General features: G+C 63.3%; 16 protein-coding genes and 1 tRNA gene. 1 reads left to right on the top strand and 16 read right to left on the bottom strand.

Annotation, left to right across the window (positions count from 1 at the left end):
- Nucleotides 1-51: 51 nt before the first annotated feature.
- The 13 genes from A7A77_RS07425 to ftsZ form a co-directional block, all read right to left on the bottom strand.
- Nucleotides 52-435: a nuclear transport factor 2 family protein gene (locus A7A77_RS07425; RefSeq protein WP_066555851.1), complete on the bottom strand. Its 384-nt coding sequence runs from the start codon at nucleotides 433-435 to the stop codon at nucleotides 52-54.
- Between the two features lie 40 nt (nucleotides 436-475).
- The gene (locus A7A77_RS07420; protein WP_066555849.1) at nucleotides 476-1,372 is read right to left on the bottom strand and encodes a phytanoyl-CoA dioxygenase family protein; all 897 of its coding nucleotides are present in this window, start codon (nucleotides 1,370-1,372) and stop codon (nucleotides 476-478) included.
- Nucleotides 1,373-1,429: 57 nt separating this feature from the next.
- Entirely contained in the window at nucleotides 1,430-1,798 is a 369-nt protein-coding gene (locus A7A77_RS07415) for a nuclear transport factor 2 family protein (RefSeq protein WP_216635558.1), read from the bottom strand.
- A gap of 43 nt (nucleotides 1,799-1,841) precedes the next feature.
- Nucleotides 1,842-2,225 carry a nuclear transport factor 2 family protein gene (locus A7A77_RS07410; protein WP_066555845.1) on the bottom strand — a complete coding sequence of 128 codons (384 nt, stop codon included), beginning with the start codon at nucleotides 2,223-2,225 and terminating at the stop codon, nucleotides 1,842-1,844.
- Nucleotides 2,226-2,265: 40 nt separating this feature from the next.
- Entirely contained in the window at nucleotides 2,266-3,021 is a 756-nt protein-coding gene (locus A7A77_RS07405; RefSeq protein ID WP_066556069.1) for an SDR family NAD(P)-dependent oxidoreductase, read from the bottom strand.
- A gap of 69 nt (nucleotides 3,022-3,090) precedes the next feature.
- On the bottom strand, nucleotides 3,091-5,403 hold the full coding sequence (locus tag A7A77_RS07400) for a TonB-dependent receptor (RefSeq protein ID WP_172799860.1): 2,313 nt from the start codon (nucleotides 5,401-5,403) through the stop codon (nucleotides 3,091-3,093).
- 276 nt (nucleotides 5,404-5,679) lie between these two features.
- A tRNA-Ala gene (locus A7A77_RS07395) sits at nucleotides 5,680-5,755 on the bottom strand.
- Between the two features lie 95 nt (nucleotides 5,756-5,850).
- The gene (locus A7A77_RS07390) at nucleotides 5,851-6,636 is read right to left on the bottom strand and encodes a hypothetical protein (RefSeq protein WP_156500468.1); all 786 of its coding nucleotides are present in this window, start codon (nucleotides 6,634-6,636) and stop codon (nucleotides 5,851-5,853) included.
- A 287-nt stretch (nucleotides 6,637-6,923) separates the two neighbouring features.
- Nucleotides 6,924-7,670 carry a Bax inhibitor-1/YccA family protein gene (locus A7A77_RS07385; RefSeq protein WP_066555838.1) on the bottom strand — a complete coding sequence of 249 codons (747 nt, stop codon included), beginning with the start codon at nucleotides 7,668-7,670 and terminating at the stop codon, nucleotides 6,924-6,926.
- A 159-nt stretch (nucleotides 7,671-7,829) separates the two neighbouring features.
- Entirely contained in the window at nucleotides 7,830-8,639 is an 810-nt protein-coding gene (locus A7A77_RS07380) for a pyrroline-5-carboxylate reductase family protein (protein WP_066555837.1), read from the bottom strand.
- Nucleotides 8,640-8,642: 3 nt separating this feature from the next.
- The gene (locus A7A77_RS07375; RefSeq protein WP_066555835.1) at nucleotides 8,643-9,149 is read right to left on the bottom strand and encodes a type III secretion system chaperone family protein; all 507 of its coding nucleotides are present in this window, start codon (nucleotides 9,147-9,149) and stop codon (nucleotides 8,643-8,645) included.
- Nucleotides 9,150-9,311: 162 nt separating this feature from the next.
- Nucleotides 9,312-10,151 carry a tetratricopeptide repeat protein gene (locus tag A7A77_RS07370; RefSeq protein ID WP_066555833.1) on the bottom strand — a complete coding sequence of 280 codons (840 nt, stop codon included), beginning with the start codon at nucleotides 10,149-10,151 and terminating at the stop codon, nucleotides 9,312-9,314.
- Between the two features lie 97 nt (nucleotides 10,152-10,248).
- Nucleotides 10,249-11,718 carry a cell division protein FtsZ gene (gene ftsZ / locus A7A77_RS07365; RefSeq protein WP_066555832.1) on the bottom strand — a complete coding sequence of 490 codons (1,470 nt, stop codon included), beginning with the start codon at nucleotides 11,716-11,718 and terminating at the stop codon, nucleotides 10,249-10,251.
- Nucleotides 11,719-12,101: 383 nt separating this feature from the next.
- Between ftsZ and A7A77_RS07360 the strand changes: the two genes are divergently transcribed.
- Nucleotides 12,102-12,767: a hypothetical protein gene (locus tag A7A77_RS07360; RefSeq protein WP_066555831.1), complete on the top strand. Its 666-nt coding sequence runs from the start codon at nucleotides 12,102-12,104 to the stop codon at nucleotides 12,765-12,767.
- A 650-nt stretch (nucleotides 12,768-13,417) separates the two neighbouring features.
- Here the strand turns inward: A7A77_RS07360 and ftsA are convergent.
- The 3 genes from ftsA to murB are packed head-to-tail and all read right to left on the bottom strand — an operon-like array spanning nucleotide 13,418 to nucleotide 16,574.
- A complete protein-coding gene (gene ftsA / locus A7A77_RS07350; protein WP_066555828.1) occupies nucleotides 13,418-14,674 on the bottom strand; it encodes a cell division protein FtsA in 1,257 nt (418 codons plus the stop codon).
- Entirely contained in the window at nucleotides 14,674-15,636 is a 963-nt protein-coding gene (locus A7A77_RS07345; RefSeq protein ID WP_066555827.1) for a cell division protein FtsQ/DivIB, read from the bottom strand. The genes ftsA and A7A77_RS07345 overlap by 1 nt, the downstream gene beginning before the upstream one ends.
- The gene (gene murB, locus A7A77_RS07340) at nucleotides 15,633-16,574 is read right to left on the bottom strand and encodes a UDP-N-acetylmuramate dehydrogenase (RefSeq protein WP_172799859.1); all 942 of its coding nucleotides are present in this window, start codon (nucleotides 16,572-16,574) and stop codon (nucleotides 15,633-15,635) included. The genes A7A77_RS07345 and murB overlap by 4 nt, the downstream gene beginning before the upstream one ends.
- Nucleotides 16,575-16,583 lie beyond the last annotated feature (9 nt).

The raw sequence follows: 16,583 nt of genomic DNA, 5'->3' as shown, positions 1-16,583 counted from the left end.
GCTACCACCAGGCCGCTTCGTCTTCGGCCCGATGGATATCATCGTGTGCTGTCAGAACCCTTTCGGCCGGTCCGCTTCGGTGGCCGGACGGAATGCGTCCCAGTGCTCCTTCAGCATGCCGTCCTCGATCCGGAAGATATCGATCAGCATGCCGCGCGCTCGTACATCCTGCCGCACCACCAGATCGCCTTCGGCCATGATGTTGATGTAGATTGATTCCCCGCCGTTCATCCGCTTGATCGGCAGCGGCATGAACGAGGTGAAGAATTCGCGCAGCCCTTCGCGGCCCTGCCCGGCAAAGGGGTTATGCTGGATGTAATCCTCGGCCACGATCTCGTCGAGAACGTCGAGATTGTTGCCCGGCCCGAACGGGATCAGTCGGAAGAACCTGGCTACCAGTTCCTTATTGCGCATCAGTTCGGCTTCATCGGCCATAAGTCACTCTCCTTGAATATTTTCTTGGGACCGGCGTGGTTCAGGCCGATGCCCCCTCTCGGCTCCAAACCAGCGGGAACAGCGGCACGTCCAGCTTGTCGCCCAGTTCAAGTGGCGGCATTTCGAAGCCCTTGCGCCCCTTCAGCGCGCGCATGAAATTGGGCCGCGTGTCGTTCCAACGCGCATCGTCGCCCAGCCACCGCGTGGCTATCGCGCGTCTGCGCATGCCCGTCGAACTGTTGCCGCTCGATCCGTGAATGGTCAGGGGGTGGTGAACAAGGATATCGCCCGGTTCGACCGACCATGACAGGAATTCGTAGTTTTCCGGGTGGTCGCGGATGTCGGCAAGGTTCCTGGGCTGCCCGCGCGCCTCGGCATCGTCATAGACAGGAAGGCTGCGTTCCCGTTCCGACGATTCCCGGTACTTGTCGGAAAACGCCTGCATCGAGAAGAAGCGGTTCCAGCGGTGCGATCCCTTGACGTAAGTGACGACGCCATTTTCCGGCGTCGCCCTGTCGAGCGCGACCCAGAACGAGATCACATGCTCTCCGTCAATCGGGTAATAGGGCAGGTCCTGATGCCACGGGGTGCGATCCGCGGTCCCCGGTTCCTTCACCAGGATCTGGTCGTAGAAGAACCGGACTTGCGATGACTGCATCATCTCGCCCGCGATGCGGCCTAGATCGCTGCGGAAGACAAGATCCTGCAGATCGGCATTGCGGCGATAGGCGAAGTTGCTGTTGAAGAAGCGCCCGCCCTCGTTTGACAGGTTCTCGCCGTTAACGAAATCGGGCTCGGCGGATCCGGGCTGCATGATGTGATCTACCGCCCGGCCAAGCACTTCCACCTGCTCCGGCGACAGCACCTGCCGCATTACCGTCGCGCCATCGCGTTCGTATTCTTCGCGCGCCTTTGCGATGGCTGCGTCGTCGATCATGTGCATTTCACTCTCCATATGGAACCACGCCGCCGAACCGTGGCGGCGCGCCCTGTGTCAAAAACCGGGAAGCCGGACACCGCCGGGAACGGGGCGGAAGGCATCCCAGTGCTCGACCAGCATGCCGCCCTCGACGCGGAACACGTCGATCAGGAGACCGATCTTGCTGATCTCCTGCCGCACGACGAGATCGCCCTCTGCAAAGTAGTTGGTCGCAAGGATCCGCTCTTTCCCGAAGCCCGGCGGGCGGGGCACGATTTCGTGAAACCACGCCTTCACTCCGGCCAGTCCCTGCCCCGCCTTGGGGTTGTGCTGGATGTAGTCCTCGGCAACGATCGCATCGAGATCGTCGATACTGCTGCCGTCGCCATAGAGCACGTCGTCGAACAGGCGCGCGACCAGCGCCTTGTTACGTTCAAGGTCCATTTCCGCTTTTCCCATCGTACCGGGTTGCTGATCGTGGCTCCGCTCAGAAGCTGGGCGGACGTTCGGTGCCGGGGTTGGGGCGGAATGCGTCCCAGTGTTCCTTCAGCAGGCCGTTATCGACGCGGAAGATGTCGATCAGCATGCCGTGGGTCCTGACCTCCTGCCGCACGACGAAGTCGCCGTCCGCGATGAGGTTCACCGAAACGGTGCCCGACGCATCCAGCCACGCCGGGATCGGCAGGGGAATGACGTTGGTGAAAAAGTGCTTCAGGCCCTCGCGCCCCTGTCCGGCGTCCGGATTGTGCTGGACGTAGTCTTCGGCCACGATCTCGTCGATCACGTGCAGGTTGTCGCCGGGGCCATAGGGGATCTCGGCAAAAAAGCGGCGCACCACCTCCTTGTTGCGGGCTTCCTTGGTGTCGGTCATCGATCTTCTCCTGGGTTTGGTTCTTGCATTGTTGTTGCGATCAGAGCGCCAACGCACCGCCGTCGACCGGCAGCATCACGCCGTTGACGTAGGATGCGGCATCGGACGCTAGGAACAGCACGGCGGCGCTCGCCTCCTCGACCGCGCCTGCACGGCCCATCGGCACGCGCGACAGGATGCGGTCGTAGACTTCGGGGATGGCCTTCGCCTTGCGCGACATCGGGGTGTCGATCAGGCCGGGCGCAATCCCGTTGACCCTGATCCCTTCGGGCGCGAGCGATACGGCCAGCGTCCGCACCAGATGGCACACCGCCGATTTCGATGGGCCATAGGCGAACAGGTCAGGCGTCGCCATCAAGCCTCCGGTCGATGATACGAACACCATGTTGGGGTTGGTGCCCCGCCGAAGCAGCGGAACCATTGCCTTTGCCGCCATGAAGCTGCTCGACGTGTTCAGACGCAGGCACGCCTCGAAGTCCTCAAGCGTCGTCTGTTCGAAACCCGCCGGAATGCCGCCGCCTGCATTGTGGACGAGGATATCGAGCGAGCCTTCGGTGTCGGCGATCGACCGGATCGCATCCTGCCAGCCGCCTTCATCCGTGACGTCGAGCCGCAGGAAGCGCGCCTTGCCTCCCGCATTGCGAATGGTGCGGGCCAGATCCTCGCCCTCCGCATCCGCGACATCGGTCATGACGACGCTGGCTCCGGCGTGCGCGAATGCCCGCGCATGGGAAAGCCCCATTCCGGATGCGGCACCGGTGACGATGACTGTTCGTCCCGATAGCGATGCGTTCATTTTCATCTCTCCGTGAGTTTAGGGGAACCCGATCCTTGCAACCGAATTCCCCGTGGCTCGCAGCGCTGGTCAGAAGCCGGCGCGGACGATGACGCCATAAGTGCGCGGCGGCCGCATCGTGGCCGTGATCAGCCCGTCAGGTCCGGTCAGAGGGTTGTTGCCGGAGATGAATGCGTGACGGAATGCCTGCGACATCACCGCCTCGTTACCGATGTTGCGGACATAGGCAGTGACCGAGATGGCATCGCCCGCATCGCGATAAGTCAGCGATGCATTCACGATCGCATAGGCATCCTGAATCTGGCCGACCGCATAGTCGAAGCCCATGTAGGCCTTCGACGCGAACTGCGTGTCGACACTGGCGTCCAGAGTGCCCGATCCGCCAAGGTCGAAGACGTGGGAATAGCCGGCCGTCCCGCTCCACTTTGGCGTACGGATCAGTGGATTGCCCGAACAATCGACGACGCGCGGCAGGCTTTCGGTCGTGGTTGAGCAACCATAAGTCGCCGGAGCGTACTGGGTGAACTGGAACTCGTCGTACTTGGTGTGGATGTATTCCACCTTGGCGTTGATCGTGTCCGCGTCGCTCAACTTGGCAACGATGTCGACGTCGCCACCGGTGATCTTGGCGCGACCGGCGTTGAACGTCGCCTGGGTCACATAACCGCTGGCCAATGGCAGCAGGGCGCTGGTCTGCTGGTCCTTGTAGATCCAGTGGAACGCCTCGACGTTGAACTGCAGCCGGTTGTCGAGGAAGCGGTTCTTCAGCCCGATTTCAAACGCAGTCAGCTTCTCGGGGTCGAACCGGCCCACACCGGGAATGTTCGATGGGAAGAACCCGCCCGACTTGAACCCGGTGCTGATCGAGCCATAGGCCAGCGACGCGGGGCCGACATCGTATTCCGCGCCGACTTTCCAACTGACGTTGTTGAATTTCGCGCTGTCATCCTGCGTGAACGAGAACTGGCAGAACTGACCCGGGAACGGAGGGTTCTCTATGGCCACGTCAGGTTCTGAACAGGTCCCGTCCGGCGAGAAGCCATAGCGGAAGCTCTGTTGGTAGAAATCCTTTGTCTCATGCGTGTAGCGCAGACCGCCTGTCAGGCGAAAAACGTCCGTCACGCTGAACGTTGCCTGTCCAAAGGCAGCGATGCTTTCGGTGGCAAGCCGGAAGGGCGGGCCGATAGCGATCGAACCAGGTCCGAAGTTGACGGTAAGGTTGGCAGCATCGCCCTTCGGCGTCTGTCGCTCGTCGAACCAGAATGCGCCGAGGACCCATTTCAGGCGATCACTCTCATTCGAAAAGCGTGCCTCAACGCTGGTCTGCTTCGCATGTTCGGTATCGCGTACCCGGTAACCGGGCACGTAGCTGAGATCGGAATACTTGCTGTCGCGATGCGACGGAATAATTGTCAGCGTGGCAGGGCCAAGATCCCATTCCAGCTCCGCGCCGATCTCGACACTCGTGAGGTCAAGGAAGGAATCGGTGCCGGGCGTAACGAGCAAGGGCCCGATCTCCGGTTCAGCCGCGTAGACTTCCGCTACCGAAGGATCGCTGTTCTGCGTCCAGCCATCGCCCGACAGGTCGGGATCGACCACCACACCGCCCGCGCCGACACCGCCGACATGTTGATATACCCCCCGCAACAACAGGCGCACGTCAGAGCCGGAATCGAACAGGATCTGGAGGCGGGCAGCCTGGCTTTCCTCGTCGTCCGCTCCGTCGGACAGGTATCCGTCACGATCGATGATCTGACCGCTGACACGGGCCGCAACTGTCTGCCCCAGCGGCACATTGAGTGCAGCCGATGCGCGGCGCATCTCGTAGTTGCCGACTTCTACTTCGCCAAAGCCGGACACTTCGCCCAGCTTGGGGCGAACGGTGATGATATTGAGTGCGCCGCCACTGGCATTCCGACCGTAGAGCGTGCCTTGCGGGCCTTTGAGCACCTCGATACGCTCAAGATCGAAAAAGGCGCCACGAACGCCCCACGGGCGCGATACATATACACCGTCGATGTTCGTCGCGACCGCGCCTTCGGCGAAGGAATTGGCCGCAAAGTTGCCGACGCCGCGCACATAAGTCTGCGGATAGTTGCCGGCGGTGCCAAGCGTCACGCCGGGTGCGATTGCGTTCAGGCCCTCTGGTCCGAAAACGCCCTTGGTGGCCAGTGTGTTCGCATCGATCGCCTGAATCGAAACCGCCGCGCGCTGCGCCGATTCCGCACGGCGGGAAGCAGTGACCACGATTTCCGCGATACCGCCATCGGCAGGCCTCGCATCCTGCTCGGAACCTTGATCGCTGGTTTGCGCATAGGCCTGAGCCGACATGATCTGCAGGAAGGTCGCGCAGCAAACACCGCGCAGGAAATGCGTTTTCATAGGCCTCTCCATGACGTTTTGAGAACGGACCGTTTCCCGTTCCAGACCTTCTTTGAGGTCCGACGACATGGCTATCGCGCCCGGTCATGATGAGGAATTACCGATTCAAGCAGATGTCATCACAATTTGTAATGACCAGTCTGTCGTATCAAAACTCGTGTGATGTGTGACAGATGTGAACTCGCATTGAGCCAGCGTCTGTTGCGCCGGAGAAGCATGGCCCAAGCTTCGCAAAAGAAGCGTTCAGAGGACAACATATGGAGGGTAATGACCGGATGGTGGAGCCGAGGGGAATCGAACCCCTGACCTCGTCATTGCGAACGACGCGCTCTCCCAACTGAGCTACGGCCCCGTTCCATCCTTGGCCCGCCATGCGGGCGAGGCGCGCTGTTAGCAAACGCGGCTCTCGAAACAAAGGGGGAAATCGAGCTTCCCCGGCAATCAGGCTCAGGAGCCCGTCGTGCCGCTACCCTGACCGGCCACCGGGACGGGAGTAGCCGTGCTTGCATCCGGGCCATAGGGGACGTTTGCCGCCGGTGAGAGCGGGTTCATGCCGGGCCGGCGATAAGGAACGCCATAAGTGGCAAGGTAGCTGGCATCCCAAGCCGTCGCAGCGACGCGATAGGCTTCATATTCGCTGAAGAAATTCAGGAACACCGATTCCAGCTGCGGCAGCAGGTTGGCTGCCGCCACGTCAAGGTTGCCCTTCTCCACCGTCGCCAGTTCGGAACTGACATTCAGCGCAGCCGCGCAGAACCGTTCCAGCGCGGGCGGAAGGGCGAAATAGTTGTAGACCTGCGTCATGTAACGGTCCCGCACGTCCTTGTAGCCGGGGCCGTATTTCTGGCGGAATTCACTGTCGAGCGCACGGTTCGTCGCCGAAAGCTCACGCGTATGCTCTTTCAGGAAAGCACCATAGCGTTCGGCCATGGCCGCGTTTTCCGGCCCCTGACAGTTCAGCGCCGCGACGTTGTAGGCGGACCGCAGATTCCACGTCGTCTGCGCCGAAGTCAGCCCGGTATTCACCGTCTGGCGAATGCCCATCGCATCGGTTGGCGGAACTGCGAGATTGTCCTGCGCATAGCCGGGCGCAAGCGGACGGGCGGGAAACGCCTGCACCACGGGCGGCGGGGGCGGCGGAGGTGCGGGCGGCGGCGGCGGAGTACAACCCGACAGCGTGGCGATCCCGGCCACGGCACAGGTCTGCACGATCTTTACTATTTTGGACGCCACCTGATCGGCCCTCTTTCCCGCAAAATTGAATGTCTTGCCAGTGTGCATGAACCCGGCTTGCGGCAGGATTAAGACGCAAGCTGGCGCTGCCCCGATCATGCATCGCCGCGAACCACGGTGCATCATCCCTGCCCTGATGATCCACAGGCAAAAAAGACGAGCCGACGCGAATTACCGACGGGCTGTGAGAGACGGGCAAACGAAAACGCCCGGCGTGGATGAACCGGCCGGGCGTCATCTTTTCTCGGTCACGATCCGGCGGGAATTTTCCGCCGGGCCGGTCATGCTCAGTCGCGCTGGCCCATGAAAGCAAGCAGGAACTGGAACATGTTGATGAAGTCCAGATACAGCGACAGTGCGCCCAGGATCACGGCCTTGCCGATGAAGTCGGTTCCGGCGAGGTGATAGTACTGGGCCTTCAGCCGCTGCGTGTCATAGGCGGTGAGGCCTGCGAAGATCAGGACACCAAGGAAGCTGATTGCCCAATACAGTGCGCTGCTCTGCAGGAAGAGGTTGATCACCGACGCGATGATAAGGCCGATGACGCCCATGATCAGGAAGCTGCCGAAGCCCGACAGGTCCTTTTTCGTGGTGTAGCCGAACAGCGACAGGCCGGCGAATGCACCAGCAGTGGCGAAGAACGTCGCCGCGATCGATTCGCCGGTGTAGACGAGGAAGATCGTCGACATGCTCATGCCCATCAGCGTCGCGAACGCCCAGAACAGGATCTGCAGCGTACCTTGCGAAAAGCGGTTTGCGCCGAAGCTCATGGCGAAGACAATCGCAAGCGGAGAGAGCACGATCAGCCACATCAGCGGCGACGTGATGATGCCAACCCCGAACGCGGTGTTCGCCATGACGATGGCGACGATGCCCGAAAGCAGCACGCCCGATGCCATGTAGTTGTAGATCGACAGCATGTACTTGCGCAGGCCGGCATCGAAGCCGGCGCGCGTGCTCGGCACACTCGGATTAAGGCCCGGAGCTGCGCCGAAGCCCTGTCGTGTGGGCTGGGGGTCGTTCCAGTTTGCCATGTGTTCCTAAAACTCCTTTTCAGCCCTCACAAACGGGGCCGTCTCCGACAATATCGCGATTGTGGGAGGTAAATTCAAGGAAAACCGGTCATTGCACCGCGGCCGCCAAATCGTTCAGGGCAAACGAAAACAATGCGTTAAGTATTGTAACAGAATGTTTCAGCTCTGCTTTCGCGCTTGTGCCGCCATTTCGGCGCTGCGCCGGGCCGCATCGCGCAAGGTGTCTGTCACAAGGCCGACAAGGCTCCCATGCAGGTCAAGTGTGCGCAGTCCCGCTTCCGTCACGCCGCCGGGCGAAGCCACCCTTCGGGCCAGTTCGCCGGGGGAATGTTCGCTGATGGCGGCAAGCGCTGCCGCGCCATCGACAGTGGCAAGCGCCAGCCGGTGGGCCTGCTCTTCAGGTAGACCAAGCTCTGCGGCAGCCGTACCCAGCGCATCGATGAAACGGTAGACGAAGGCCGGACCCGATCCCGCCAGCGCGGTAACGAGGTCGAAGCTTTCCTCCTCGATCCACTCGCCCTGACCCAACGGCGCGATCAGCGCATCGACCATGGCCGTGCGATCAGCGGCAAGGCCATTGCCCGCGAGCGCCACGGGCGACTTACCGAGTGCGGCCGAGAGGTTGGGCATCAATCGTACGATGCCCTCGGCGCGCGGGAAGCATTCGGCCAGCGTGCTCAATTCAACGCCTGCCAGCAGCGAAAGTACCAGCGTATCGGGGCCCAGCACCGGCTCGATGTCGGGCACGGCGGACACCAAACCCTGCGGCTTGATCGCCAGTTGCACGACATCGAAGGTTTCCTGCGGCATCGTGCGCAGGAGCCGCACGCCATCCGGCACACTTTCGACATAGGGGTCGACGACGGTGAAGACATCCGCCGCAATACCGCCACGCAGCCATCCGGCCAGCATCGCGCCACCCATGTTGCCGCAACCGATCAGCAGCATCCGGCCATGAAAAGTGCCCATCGCTCAGGCCTCTCCCGCTGCGTCGATCAGAGCGCCGGCCAAGGCGTCGGCAGGAGTGCGCCCGCCCCACAGCACGAACTGGAACGCAGGATAGAACCGGTCGCATTCCTCAACCGCGTGTTCCACCGCCATCTGCGCCTGGCTGATCGACAGCAGGCCATCGTCGCCCAGCATCAGGCCGTGGCGATAAAGCAGGACCGAACCCGCCGACCAAAGATCGAAATGGCCGAGCCAGATCTGTTCGTTGACGAGGCTGAGCAGCTCGAACATCTGCGTTCGCTTGTCGTCCGAAACGCGCACTTCGGGCAGGCACAACAGTTGCAGGACATTGTCCTCCCGTCGCCAGATCGCGCGCAGCTGGTACTTCGCCCAAGCGCCTTCGACTTCGCCGGAAACCTCGTCCTCGCCGATCAGTTCGTATGGCCAGCCGCGCGCTTCGAACAGCGAGACCAGCATGTCGACCGGCGCGGCATCATCGTCGCGTTCGTCCTCGTGCCGGTCTGTTCTCATATGCGTCCGTCCGTGAATTGGGGTTGGTTAACGATCCGATGGCCTTCATGAATCGTTACGCCCATGTTGCACAATGCAGGCTTCGCAACTGGTCGGGCATAAGTCGACAGACATGTGCGTAGCTTGTGGACAAGGCCGGTATGGGCCGTGGAAAGCCGCCCGCTATTCCTCGTGATCGTCCGCTTCGGAGCGTGCAGCATCGTCGAGAAAGTTGCTGTCGATTCCGGACTTTCGCCCTTCTCTCGCGCTGGTGCCGAACACCGGTGCAGCATCGGGCCGGCGGCGCGGAGCGCGGCTTGCCATGGCGGGCTGACCGGCAACCCCTTGCGGCAAACCGGCAAGCGCCGGAAACAGGCCGAGATTCGCTGCCGCTGCCTGCTGCGCGCGCGACAGGCGCGGCATCGCGTCCATGTAGGGGCCAAGTTGCGTTGCAAGTTCGGCAGGCAGGATCGTGGCCAGCACGTCCTTCGCCTCCGCCGCGCGGCCGTTAATCGCCAGCATGAAGGCGTGGATGCGCCATGCCGGCCGGTCCTGCACGTTGAGCAAGGGGCGCAGCATGGCATCGCCGGTGTCAAAATCGCCGATGATCGCAAGGCTGAGCGCATAGCGGCGCAGCACCTCGTCATCCGGAGACTGCCGCCGCGCCACGGCGTAGTAGTATTGGGCCGATGGCTGGTCACCGATCAGGTCGTAACCCAGCGCGCGATCGGCGACGAAGGCATCCGGCGCCACGCCCGCCTTGTCGGCCTGCGCGAACAGGGCCAGCCCTTCCTTCGGTCGCCCCTCGTGGATCTGGATCGCGCCGCGCGCGGCCATGATCACCGGATCTTTTGGCGCAAGCTGCTGGGCGCGCAGGGCGTAGAGACCTGCCATGTCCAGCTTGCCCAGCCGCATTGCCGCCTGGATCGCATCGCGCAGTGCGGCAACGTCGCCGGCGTTGCGGCCCAGCCGTTCGCGGGCATCTTCCAGCGCGCGTTCGTTCGAATCCGCAACCGTCCGCACGGCCTGCGCTGCCGCCGGATTCGCAAGGCACGCAAGCAGAACCGCCGCCGCGAGCCATTTCGGCCCACGGCGGCGGCTGCTGTACCCTATGGCGCGATCAGCGGTTATGCCGGCCCAGGAAACGCGGGATGTTGAGCGTCGCGCTGTCGTCATCGTCATCGTCCCGCGCCGGTGGTTCGGAAGACTGCGGGCGCGAGATGCTGGCCATCCGTTCGAACAGGGTGCTGCCGCCGCTGGTCACTCCGGTGGCGCGCGCCGGCTGTTCGTCGTTGGCGGTGGTCGGGTGCCAGCCGCCGGTGACTGCCGGACGCTGCGAGGCATCTTCAAAATCGCCGCCCAGCAGCAATTCGTCGGTCCGCGACTGGGGTGCGGGTTCCGGCTCGGCTTCCTCTGCCAGTTCGAGCGGCAGGTCGAAAGGCTCGTCTTCGACTGCAGGCGCTGCAGGTTCGTTGCCGTAACCCTGCGGCACGGCGGCAGGCTGTTCGGGTGCAGGTGCGGGCTGTGCCGCCTGCGGTGCCGGAGCCATGCCGGGACGCATCGGCGCGCGGCCCGATCCCAGCGAAAAGCCCTGCGGCGCGGCGGCTGGCTGTGCGCCCTCTGCCGACTGGTCGATGCCGGTGGCGACGACCGAAACGCGGATCTTGCCGGCAAGGTCGGGATTGAAGGCCGAACCCCAGATGATGTTCGCGTCGGGATCGACCAGTTCGCGGATGTGGTTCGCGGCTTCGTCCACTTCCATCAGGCGCATATCCTCGCCCCCGATGATCGAAACGATGACGCCCTTCGCGCCCGCCATCGACACGCCGTCGAGCAGCGGGTTGGCGATCGCCTTTTCGGCGGCTTCGAGTGCGCGGTTGTCGCCCTCCGCCTCTCCGGTGCCCATCATCGCCTTGCCCATCTCTCCCATCACCGAACGCACGTCGGCAAAGTCGAGGTTGATGAGGCCGGGCATCACCATCAGGTCGGTGATCGAACGCACGCCCTGCTGCAGCACTTCGTCGGCCAGCGCGAAGGCTTCCTTGAAAGTGGTGTCGGGGCTGGCGACCAGGAACAGGTTCTGGTTCGGAATGACGATCAGGGTGTCGACGTGCTTCTGCAGCTCCTCGATCCCCGCCTCTGCCGAGCGCATGCGGCGCGAGCCTTCGAACATGAAGGGCTTGGTCACCACGCCGACAGTCAGCACGCCCTTTTCACGCGCCGCCTTGGCGATGACGGGGGCCGCGCCCGTGCCGGTGCCGCCGCCCATGCCGGCCGCAATGAAGCACATGTGCACACCGTCGAGCATCCGGTCGATCTCGTGCAGCGTTTCCTCTGCCGCAGCGCGCCCCACTTCGGGCCGCGATCCGGCGCCAAGGCCCTGCGTGATTTCAGGCCCAAGCTGGATGCGGTCTTCCGCGATGGAATTGTTGAGTGCCTGCGCGTCGGTGTTCGACACGACGAAATCCACGCCCTCTATCTCGGCGCGGATCATGTTGGCGATGGCGTTGCCACCTGCCCCGCCCACACCGATGACGGTGATGCGTGGCCGCAGTTCCTCGACTGCCGGTGGTCCGATATTGATGCTCATGAACGTCTCCGCAAAATCGCTGCGTCCAGCGTGCCCCCGAAATTGACCCTCTTTGTGCCACAGAACGAATCGGCGGGGCAAAGGATTTGCGGGGATTTCCACACCTGTCGTCGGGATTTCGGCGCACCACGGCGGCAACTGGCCGCGATCGGCGAATCATCGGCGCGAACAGGGTGACAAAGGTGACACCCTGTCACCCGCCAAAACCGGCGCGGACTGACGGGTTTGCGCGGGTTTCGGCACATGGCGTCAAGGTGACAGGTTGCGGCGGCGGCGTTCATGGCGCGGATTCTATGCCGCGTGGAAGCTGTAGGAAAATATCCGCTTCGCCCGGCCACATGGGACTGGCTGGCGGGAAAAACCGGCATTAGGCTCCCCTCCCCATGGAGAAGGACGAATTTAGCGACGCGCTTGGCATCGGGCCGGATTCCGACATGGGGGTCCACCACCGCGAGAAGAATTCGTTTCGCGGCATCTCGACCCGCCGGAACCTGAAGTTCCTTGTCGCCAGCGCGGTCAATCAGGATTTCCTCGACGAGATCTGCGAGTTGGAGAACCTGACCGAACTGAAGCTGGAATGGCCGGTAACGGCGAACACGATCGAGGGGCTGGCGCGGCTCAAGAAGCTGAAAAAGCTGCGGCTCGATTCCCCGCGCAACATCACGGATTTCACTCCGCTGACCCGCCTGCCGCAGCTCACCCATCTCGATATCGAGAATGCGAAACACCTGTCGGACTTGCGCTGGATCCGCCCGTTGAAGGACCGGCTGGTGAAGCTGAACCTCGACGGGTCGATCAACACGGCGCAGAGACTGGAAAGCCTCGACCCGCTGGACGGCTTCACGTTCGAGGAACTGTGGCTGGTGAACACCACCGTCGCGGACAAGGACCTGTCCCCGCTGATCACCTGCCGCAACCTCACAAAGCTGCGCTGCGCAAAGTCGGTCTCGACCTTCGAAGGTTTCATGGCGCTGGCCGACGCGCGCCCCGATATTGCGTGTGACTGGTTCAGCCCGGAACACTGGCCGGGGCGGAAGTGGCGGCGGTAGGGGGTCGCCCGGTAGGCCAACTGTAAACTCGCGCCATGCTCGCTTTTTGTCATTCCCGCGAAGGCGGGGAACGCAATGTCCCGAGGGACAATCCAGCGTGAGGCTGCAACGTTCCCGTCTGGATCCCCGCCTTCGCGGGGATGACGATCTTGGGATGTCAACTAACGACCCGGTTGCGGACATACCGGGTAGACACTAACAAAGATCGATGTCCCATGAAGTGATGTTCAGTGCAGGCCTGCATTGATTTACCTCGCACGTCTCACTGTGCTGCTGTTGGTATACACCGGCTCGTTTCTGCTAGCAGAGCGCACAGGCTATCTCATAATTGCGGTTGTCGGGGGCGCTATCGCCGGAGTGCTTGAAGGTCTTATTCAAACGGACCGCATCTTCGTGACGCCGACACCGACATCAACGCTCGCTAGGGTATTAAGTGCAGTCCCTTTTTTCGCCGCCATTGTTGTCGTGGTGGTATCGGGCATTTCTTGGCCGATCATAATAGCGTACGCGGTGCCGTGGTTTCTAGGGACAGTCGCAGCTTACACATTCGATGCTTATAAGCTCGGGGTCTGATGACTGCTACCCACCCCATGGCGGAGACGGCAGCGCTCTCACCAACCAAGCCAAAGTACCACTTTGGCTTGAGCGCTCTAGAAATATTCCCGAATAGCCCGCATGACCCGTCCGGCGAGGTTCATCCGCCCGAAGCGGCTCGTCGTCTGCCATGCCGAACCGTGGGTGCGGATGTCGATCGGGTCCGCCGCCGCGTAAAGCACGAGGCCCGCAAGCGCGGCAAAGCCCGGTGTCGCGTGGGCTTCGGGAAGGCCCTTCATCGCAGGGGGGCGACCGGTGCGCACGGGTTTGGCCAGCGCCTGCTGCACATAGTCGGCAAGGCCTGCCAGTTCCGCGCCGCCGCCGGTGATCACGATCTGCCGCCCGTTGCCGCCGCGCCCCGTTACGAAACCCATGCCCTTCAGCGCGCGGGCCACGTCGTCGGTCCAGCGCGAAAGCTGGCCGTTGATGGTGGAGATAAGGTCCGCGCGCGGCACTTCCTCTCCGCCATCGGTGACGGGGATTTTCTCGCGGTGGTCGGTCGGGCTGGCGATGGCAGAGCCGAAGACGCACTTCAACCGCTCCGCCTGCGTGCGGCGAACGCCGAATGCGCCGGCAATGGCGTCGGTCAGTTCGTTGGAACCGTAGGGCAGGACCGATACGCCAACGAGCATCCCGCCGACATGGACCGAGACATGCGTAACCTCGGCCCCGAAATCGACGACCGCGACGCCAAGCTCGCGCTCTTCCTCTGTCAGGCAGGCATGGCCGCTGGCAACCGCGGCGCCGACGACGCCCTCTACCTCCAGATGCGCGTTCTGCACCGCTTCCATGAGGTTGCGAAGAGGGCCAGCCTCCGCCTCCATCACGTGAACGGCAACGGCAAGGCGCTGGGCATGTAGCCCGCGCGGGTTCGACACGCCCTGCGCCCCGTCCAGCACGTAATGCGCGGGCTGGGCGTGGAGGACGACCTTCGGCTCGCCGATCTGCGGCACGATACGGTCGCGCGCTTCTGCCAAGAGGTATTCGACATCGTCCTGATCGATCCGGCGGCCGCCGATCTCGATATCGACTTCGCGGATCTCGCTCATCAACCCCGCATTGGCGCAGCCGATCCAGACGGAGGAGACTTGCGTATCGGCGGCGCGTTCGGCGCGTTCGATGGCATCGCGAATGGCGTGGCTGGCCGCATCCATGTCGGTCACGTAGCCGCGCCGGATGCCGTCCGCCGCGCGGTGGCCGGAACCCAGCACGATCATCTCGCCATCGCCCGTCAGCCCGGCGATCATCGCCGAGATGCGGAAAGAACCGATGTTGATCGCGCCGAAAACCTTTTCGATCCGTAGGTTCGCCATCATTCCGTCCCCGCCTGTGGTCCCGTATTCGCCGCTTCCTGCGCGGCCAGCCGCTTTGCTTCTGCCCGCGCCTCGGCCTCGTCCGCCGCGCGGCCCGGCACGCGCATGTAGATCTTGCTGGGATCGCGCATGTCGAACACCGCGACCTTGCCGCCAAGCAGGCGGTTCATCCCGTCCATCTGGGCAAAGGCGATCAGCGCCTCGCTCGATTCCTCGTCCCCTTCGGGAAGGGCGACGACCTGTCCGGTGGAGAAGGTGAGGTTCCAGCGCCGGTTGCCGATCCATTCGGCCCCGCGCACCTGCTTTTCCAGCGCGGGCGCAGAATCGAGCAGTATTGCCAGATCGGCGGCACGGTCGGCCGCGCCCTCGCCCTTCAGCACCAGCATGTTCTGCGCCTTGGCGGGGGCGACAGGTTCCAGCCGGTGGCCGGTCGGGTCGATCAGCACGAATTGCTCGCCCTGCTGCAGCACGGCGTGGGGCGTGCGTTCGATCACGTCGATCACCAGCGTGTCGGGCAGCTGGCGCGAAACACGCGCATCGCGCACCCATGGCAGGGTGATCAGCTCGTCACGCAGGGCCGTAACGTCCAGCCGCGTCATCGGCTGCGCCTGCGCGGCGATGGCACGGCGGTAGATTTCCTGCTCGTCCATCCGCTCCACGCCGTGAACTTCGACGCGGCGCACGGCAAAGCCGGTGTCTGCGGCAAGATTGCCGATCTTCTCGTCCGCAAAAGACGGCAAGCCGGCGACGACCGCGATGCCCCATGCGGCGGCGATGCCGACAAGGGCGATCACGCCGGTAAACGTGCGCTGCAGTGCGGTTTCGGACAGGCCGAGCGAAGCGAAGAGGCCCGATACGAACCCGCCGGTTTTCGCCCTTGCACCCGCAACCGCGCGCTTCTTGCCGCGCGCCGATGCCGCGCGCCTGACGCCCTTGCCGCCGCGCTTTATCGTCGTGCTCATAAGGCCGGCACCACTTGCGTCGCGCCGAACTTGCCGACGCGGCGGATTTCCCATTCCAGCGTCACGCCGCACTTGTCATGGACGCGGCGGCGCACTTCCTCACCCAGCATCTCTATATCCGCGCTGGTCGCCTCGCCACGGTTGATGAGGAAGTTGGTGTGCTTTTCACTGACTTGCGCGTCCCCGATGACAAGGCCGCGGCAACCCGCTTCGTCCACCAGCTTCCACGCCGATGTGCCTTCGGGGTTCTTGAAAGTGGAGCCGCCGGTCTTGGTGCGCAGCGGCTGCGAGGCTTCGCGCGCTTCGCTGATCCGGTCCATCTCCGCCTGTATCGCTTGCGGATCGCCCGCTTCCCCGCGCATCGTGGCCGATACGACGATCGCGCCTTCGGGCAAGTCGGAATGACGATAGGTATAGCCCATGTCCGCCAGCGACATCGTGGTCAGCGTGCCATCGCGCAGTACCACGTCGCATTCGGTCAGGATGTCCTTCACCTCCCGCCCGTATGCGCCGCCGTTCATCCGCACGAAGCCGCCGACAGTGCCGGGGATCGACTTCAGGAATTCCATGCCCGCCACGCCGGCATCGCGCGCGGTGGAGCTGGCCAGCACGCCGGACGTGCCGCCGCCGAACTTCAGCGTGCAATCGCCAACGTTATCCGCGCCCGCAAAGGCCTTGCCCAGCCGCACCACGACGCCCGGAACGCCGCCATCGCGCACGATCATGTTGGAGCCGAGGCCAAGGCCCATCACCGGAACATCGGTCGGAAGCGCGGCAAGGAAAGTGCAGAGGTCTTCCGTGTCCTCCGGCTCGAACAGCAATTCGGCAGGCCCGCCGGACTTGAACCACGTCAGCTTGGCAAGCGGGGCATCGGCCTTCAGGCTGCCGCGCGGGGCGGGCAGGGTGAAGCCACCGCTTTCCAGCGTTACCTCAAGCATTGAGCCATG

Origin of the sequence: Croceicoccus bisphenolivorans, assembly GCF_001634625.1 — a bacterium.
In the GTDB taxonomy this organism is placed as follows: Bacteria; Pseudomonadota; Alphaproteobacteria; order Sphingomonadales; family Sphingomonadaceae; genus Croceicoccus; species Croceicoccus bisphenolivorans.
Note: the sequence above shows the minus strand (reverse complement) of the source record. Positions and strands in the feature narration are given on the sequence as shown.

Bases quoted from the DNA above. Each gene is read 5' to 3' on its own strand.
- A7A77_RS07425 (WP_066555851.1), bottom strand. From the start codon at position 435: ATGGCCGATGAAGCCGAACTGATGCGCAATAAGGAACTGGTAGCCAGG.
- A7A77_RS07420 (WP_066555849.1), bottom strand. From the start codon at position 1,372: ATGATCGACGACGCAGCCATCGCAAAGGCGCGCGAAGAATACGAACGC.
- A7A77_RS07415 (WP_216635558.1), bottom strand. From the start codon at position 1,798: ATGGACCTTGAACGTAACAAGGCGCTGGTCGCGCGCCTGTTCGACGAC.
- A7A77_RS07410 (WP_066555845.1), bottom strand. From the start codon at position 2,225: ATGACCGACACCAAGGAAGCCCGCAACAAGGAGGTGGTGCGCCGCTTT.
- A7A77_RS07405 (WP_066556069.1), bottom strand. From the start codon at position 3,021: ATGAACGCATCGCTATCGGGACGAACAGTCATCGTCACCGGTGCCGCA.
- A7A77_RS07400 (WP_172799860.1), bottom strand. From the start codon at position 5,403: ATGAAAACGCATTTCCTGCGCGGTGTTTGCTGCGCGACCTTCCTGCAG.
- A7A77_RS07385 (WP_066555838.1), bottom strand. From the start codon at position 7,670: ATGGCAAACTGGAACGACCCCCAGCCCACACGACAGGGCTTCGGCGCA.
- A7A77_RS07380 (WP_066555837.1), bottom strand. From the start codon at position 8,639: ATGGGCACTTTTCATGGCCGGATGCTGCTGATCGGTTGCGGCAACATG.
- A7A77_RS07375 (WP_066555835.1), bottom strand. From the start codon at position 9,149: ATGAGAACAGACCGGCACGAGGACGAACGCGACGATGATGCCGCGCCG.
- ftsZ (WP_066555832.1), bottom strand. From the start codon at position 11,718: ATGAGCATCAATATCGGACCACCGGCAGTCGAGGAACTGCGGCCACGC.
- A7A77_RS07360 (WP_066555831.1), top strand. From the start codon at position 12,102: ATGGAGAAGGACGAATTTAGCGACGCGCTTGGCATCGGGCCGGATTCC.
- ftsA (WP_066555828.1), bottom strand. From the start codon at position 14,674: ATGGCGAACCTACGGATCGAAAAGGTTTTCGGCGCGATCAACATCGGT.
- A7A77_RS07345 (WP_066555827.1), bottom strand. From the start codon at position 15,636: ATGAGCACGACGATAAAGCGCGGCGGCAAGGGCGTCAGGCGCGCGGCA.
- murB (WP_172799859.1), bottom strand. From the start codon at position 16,574: ATGCTTGAGGTAACGCTGGAAAGCGGTGGCTTCACCCTGCCCGCCCCG.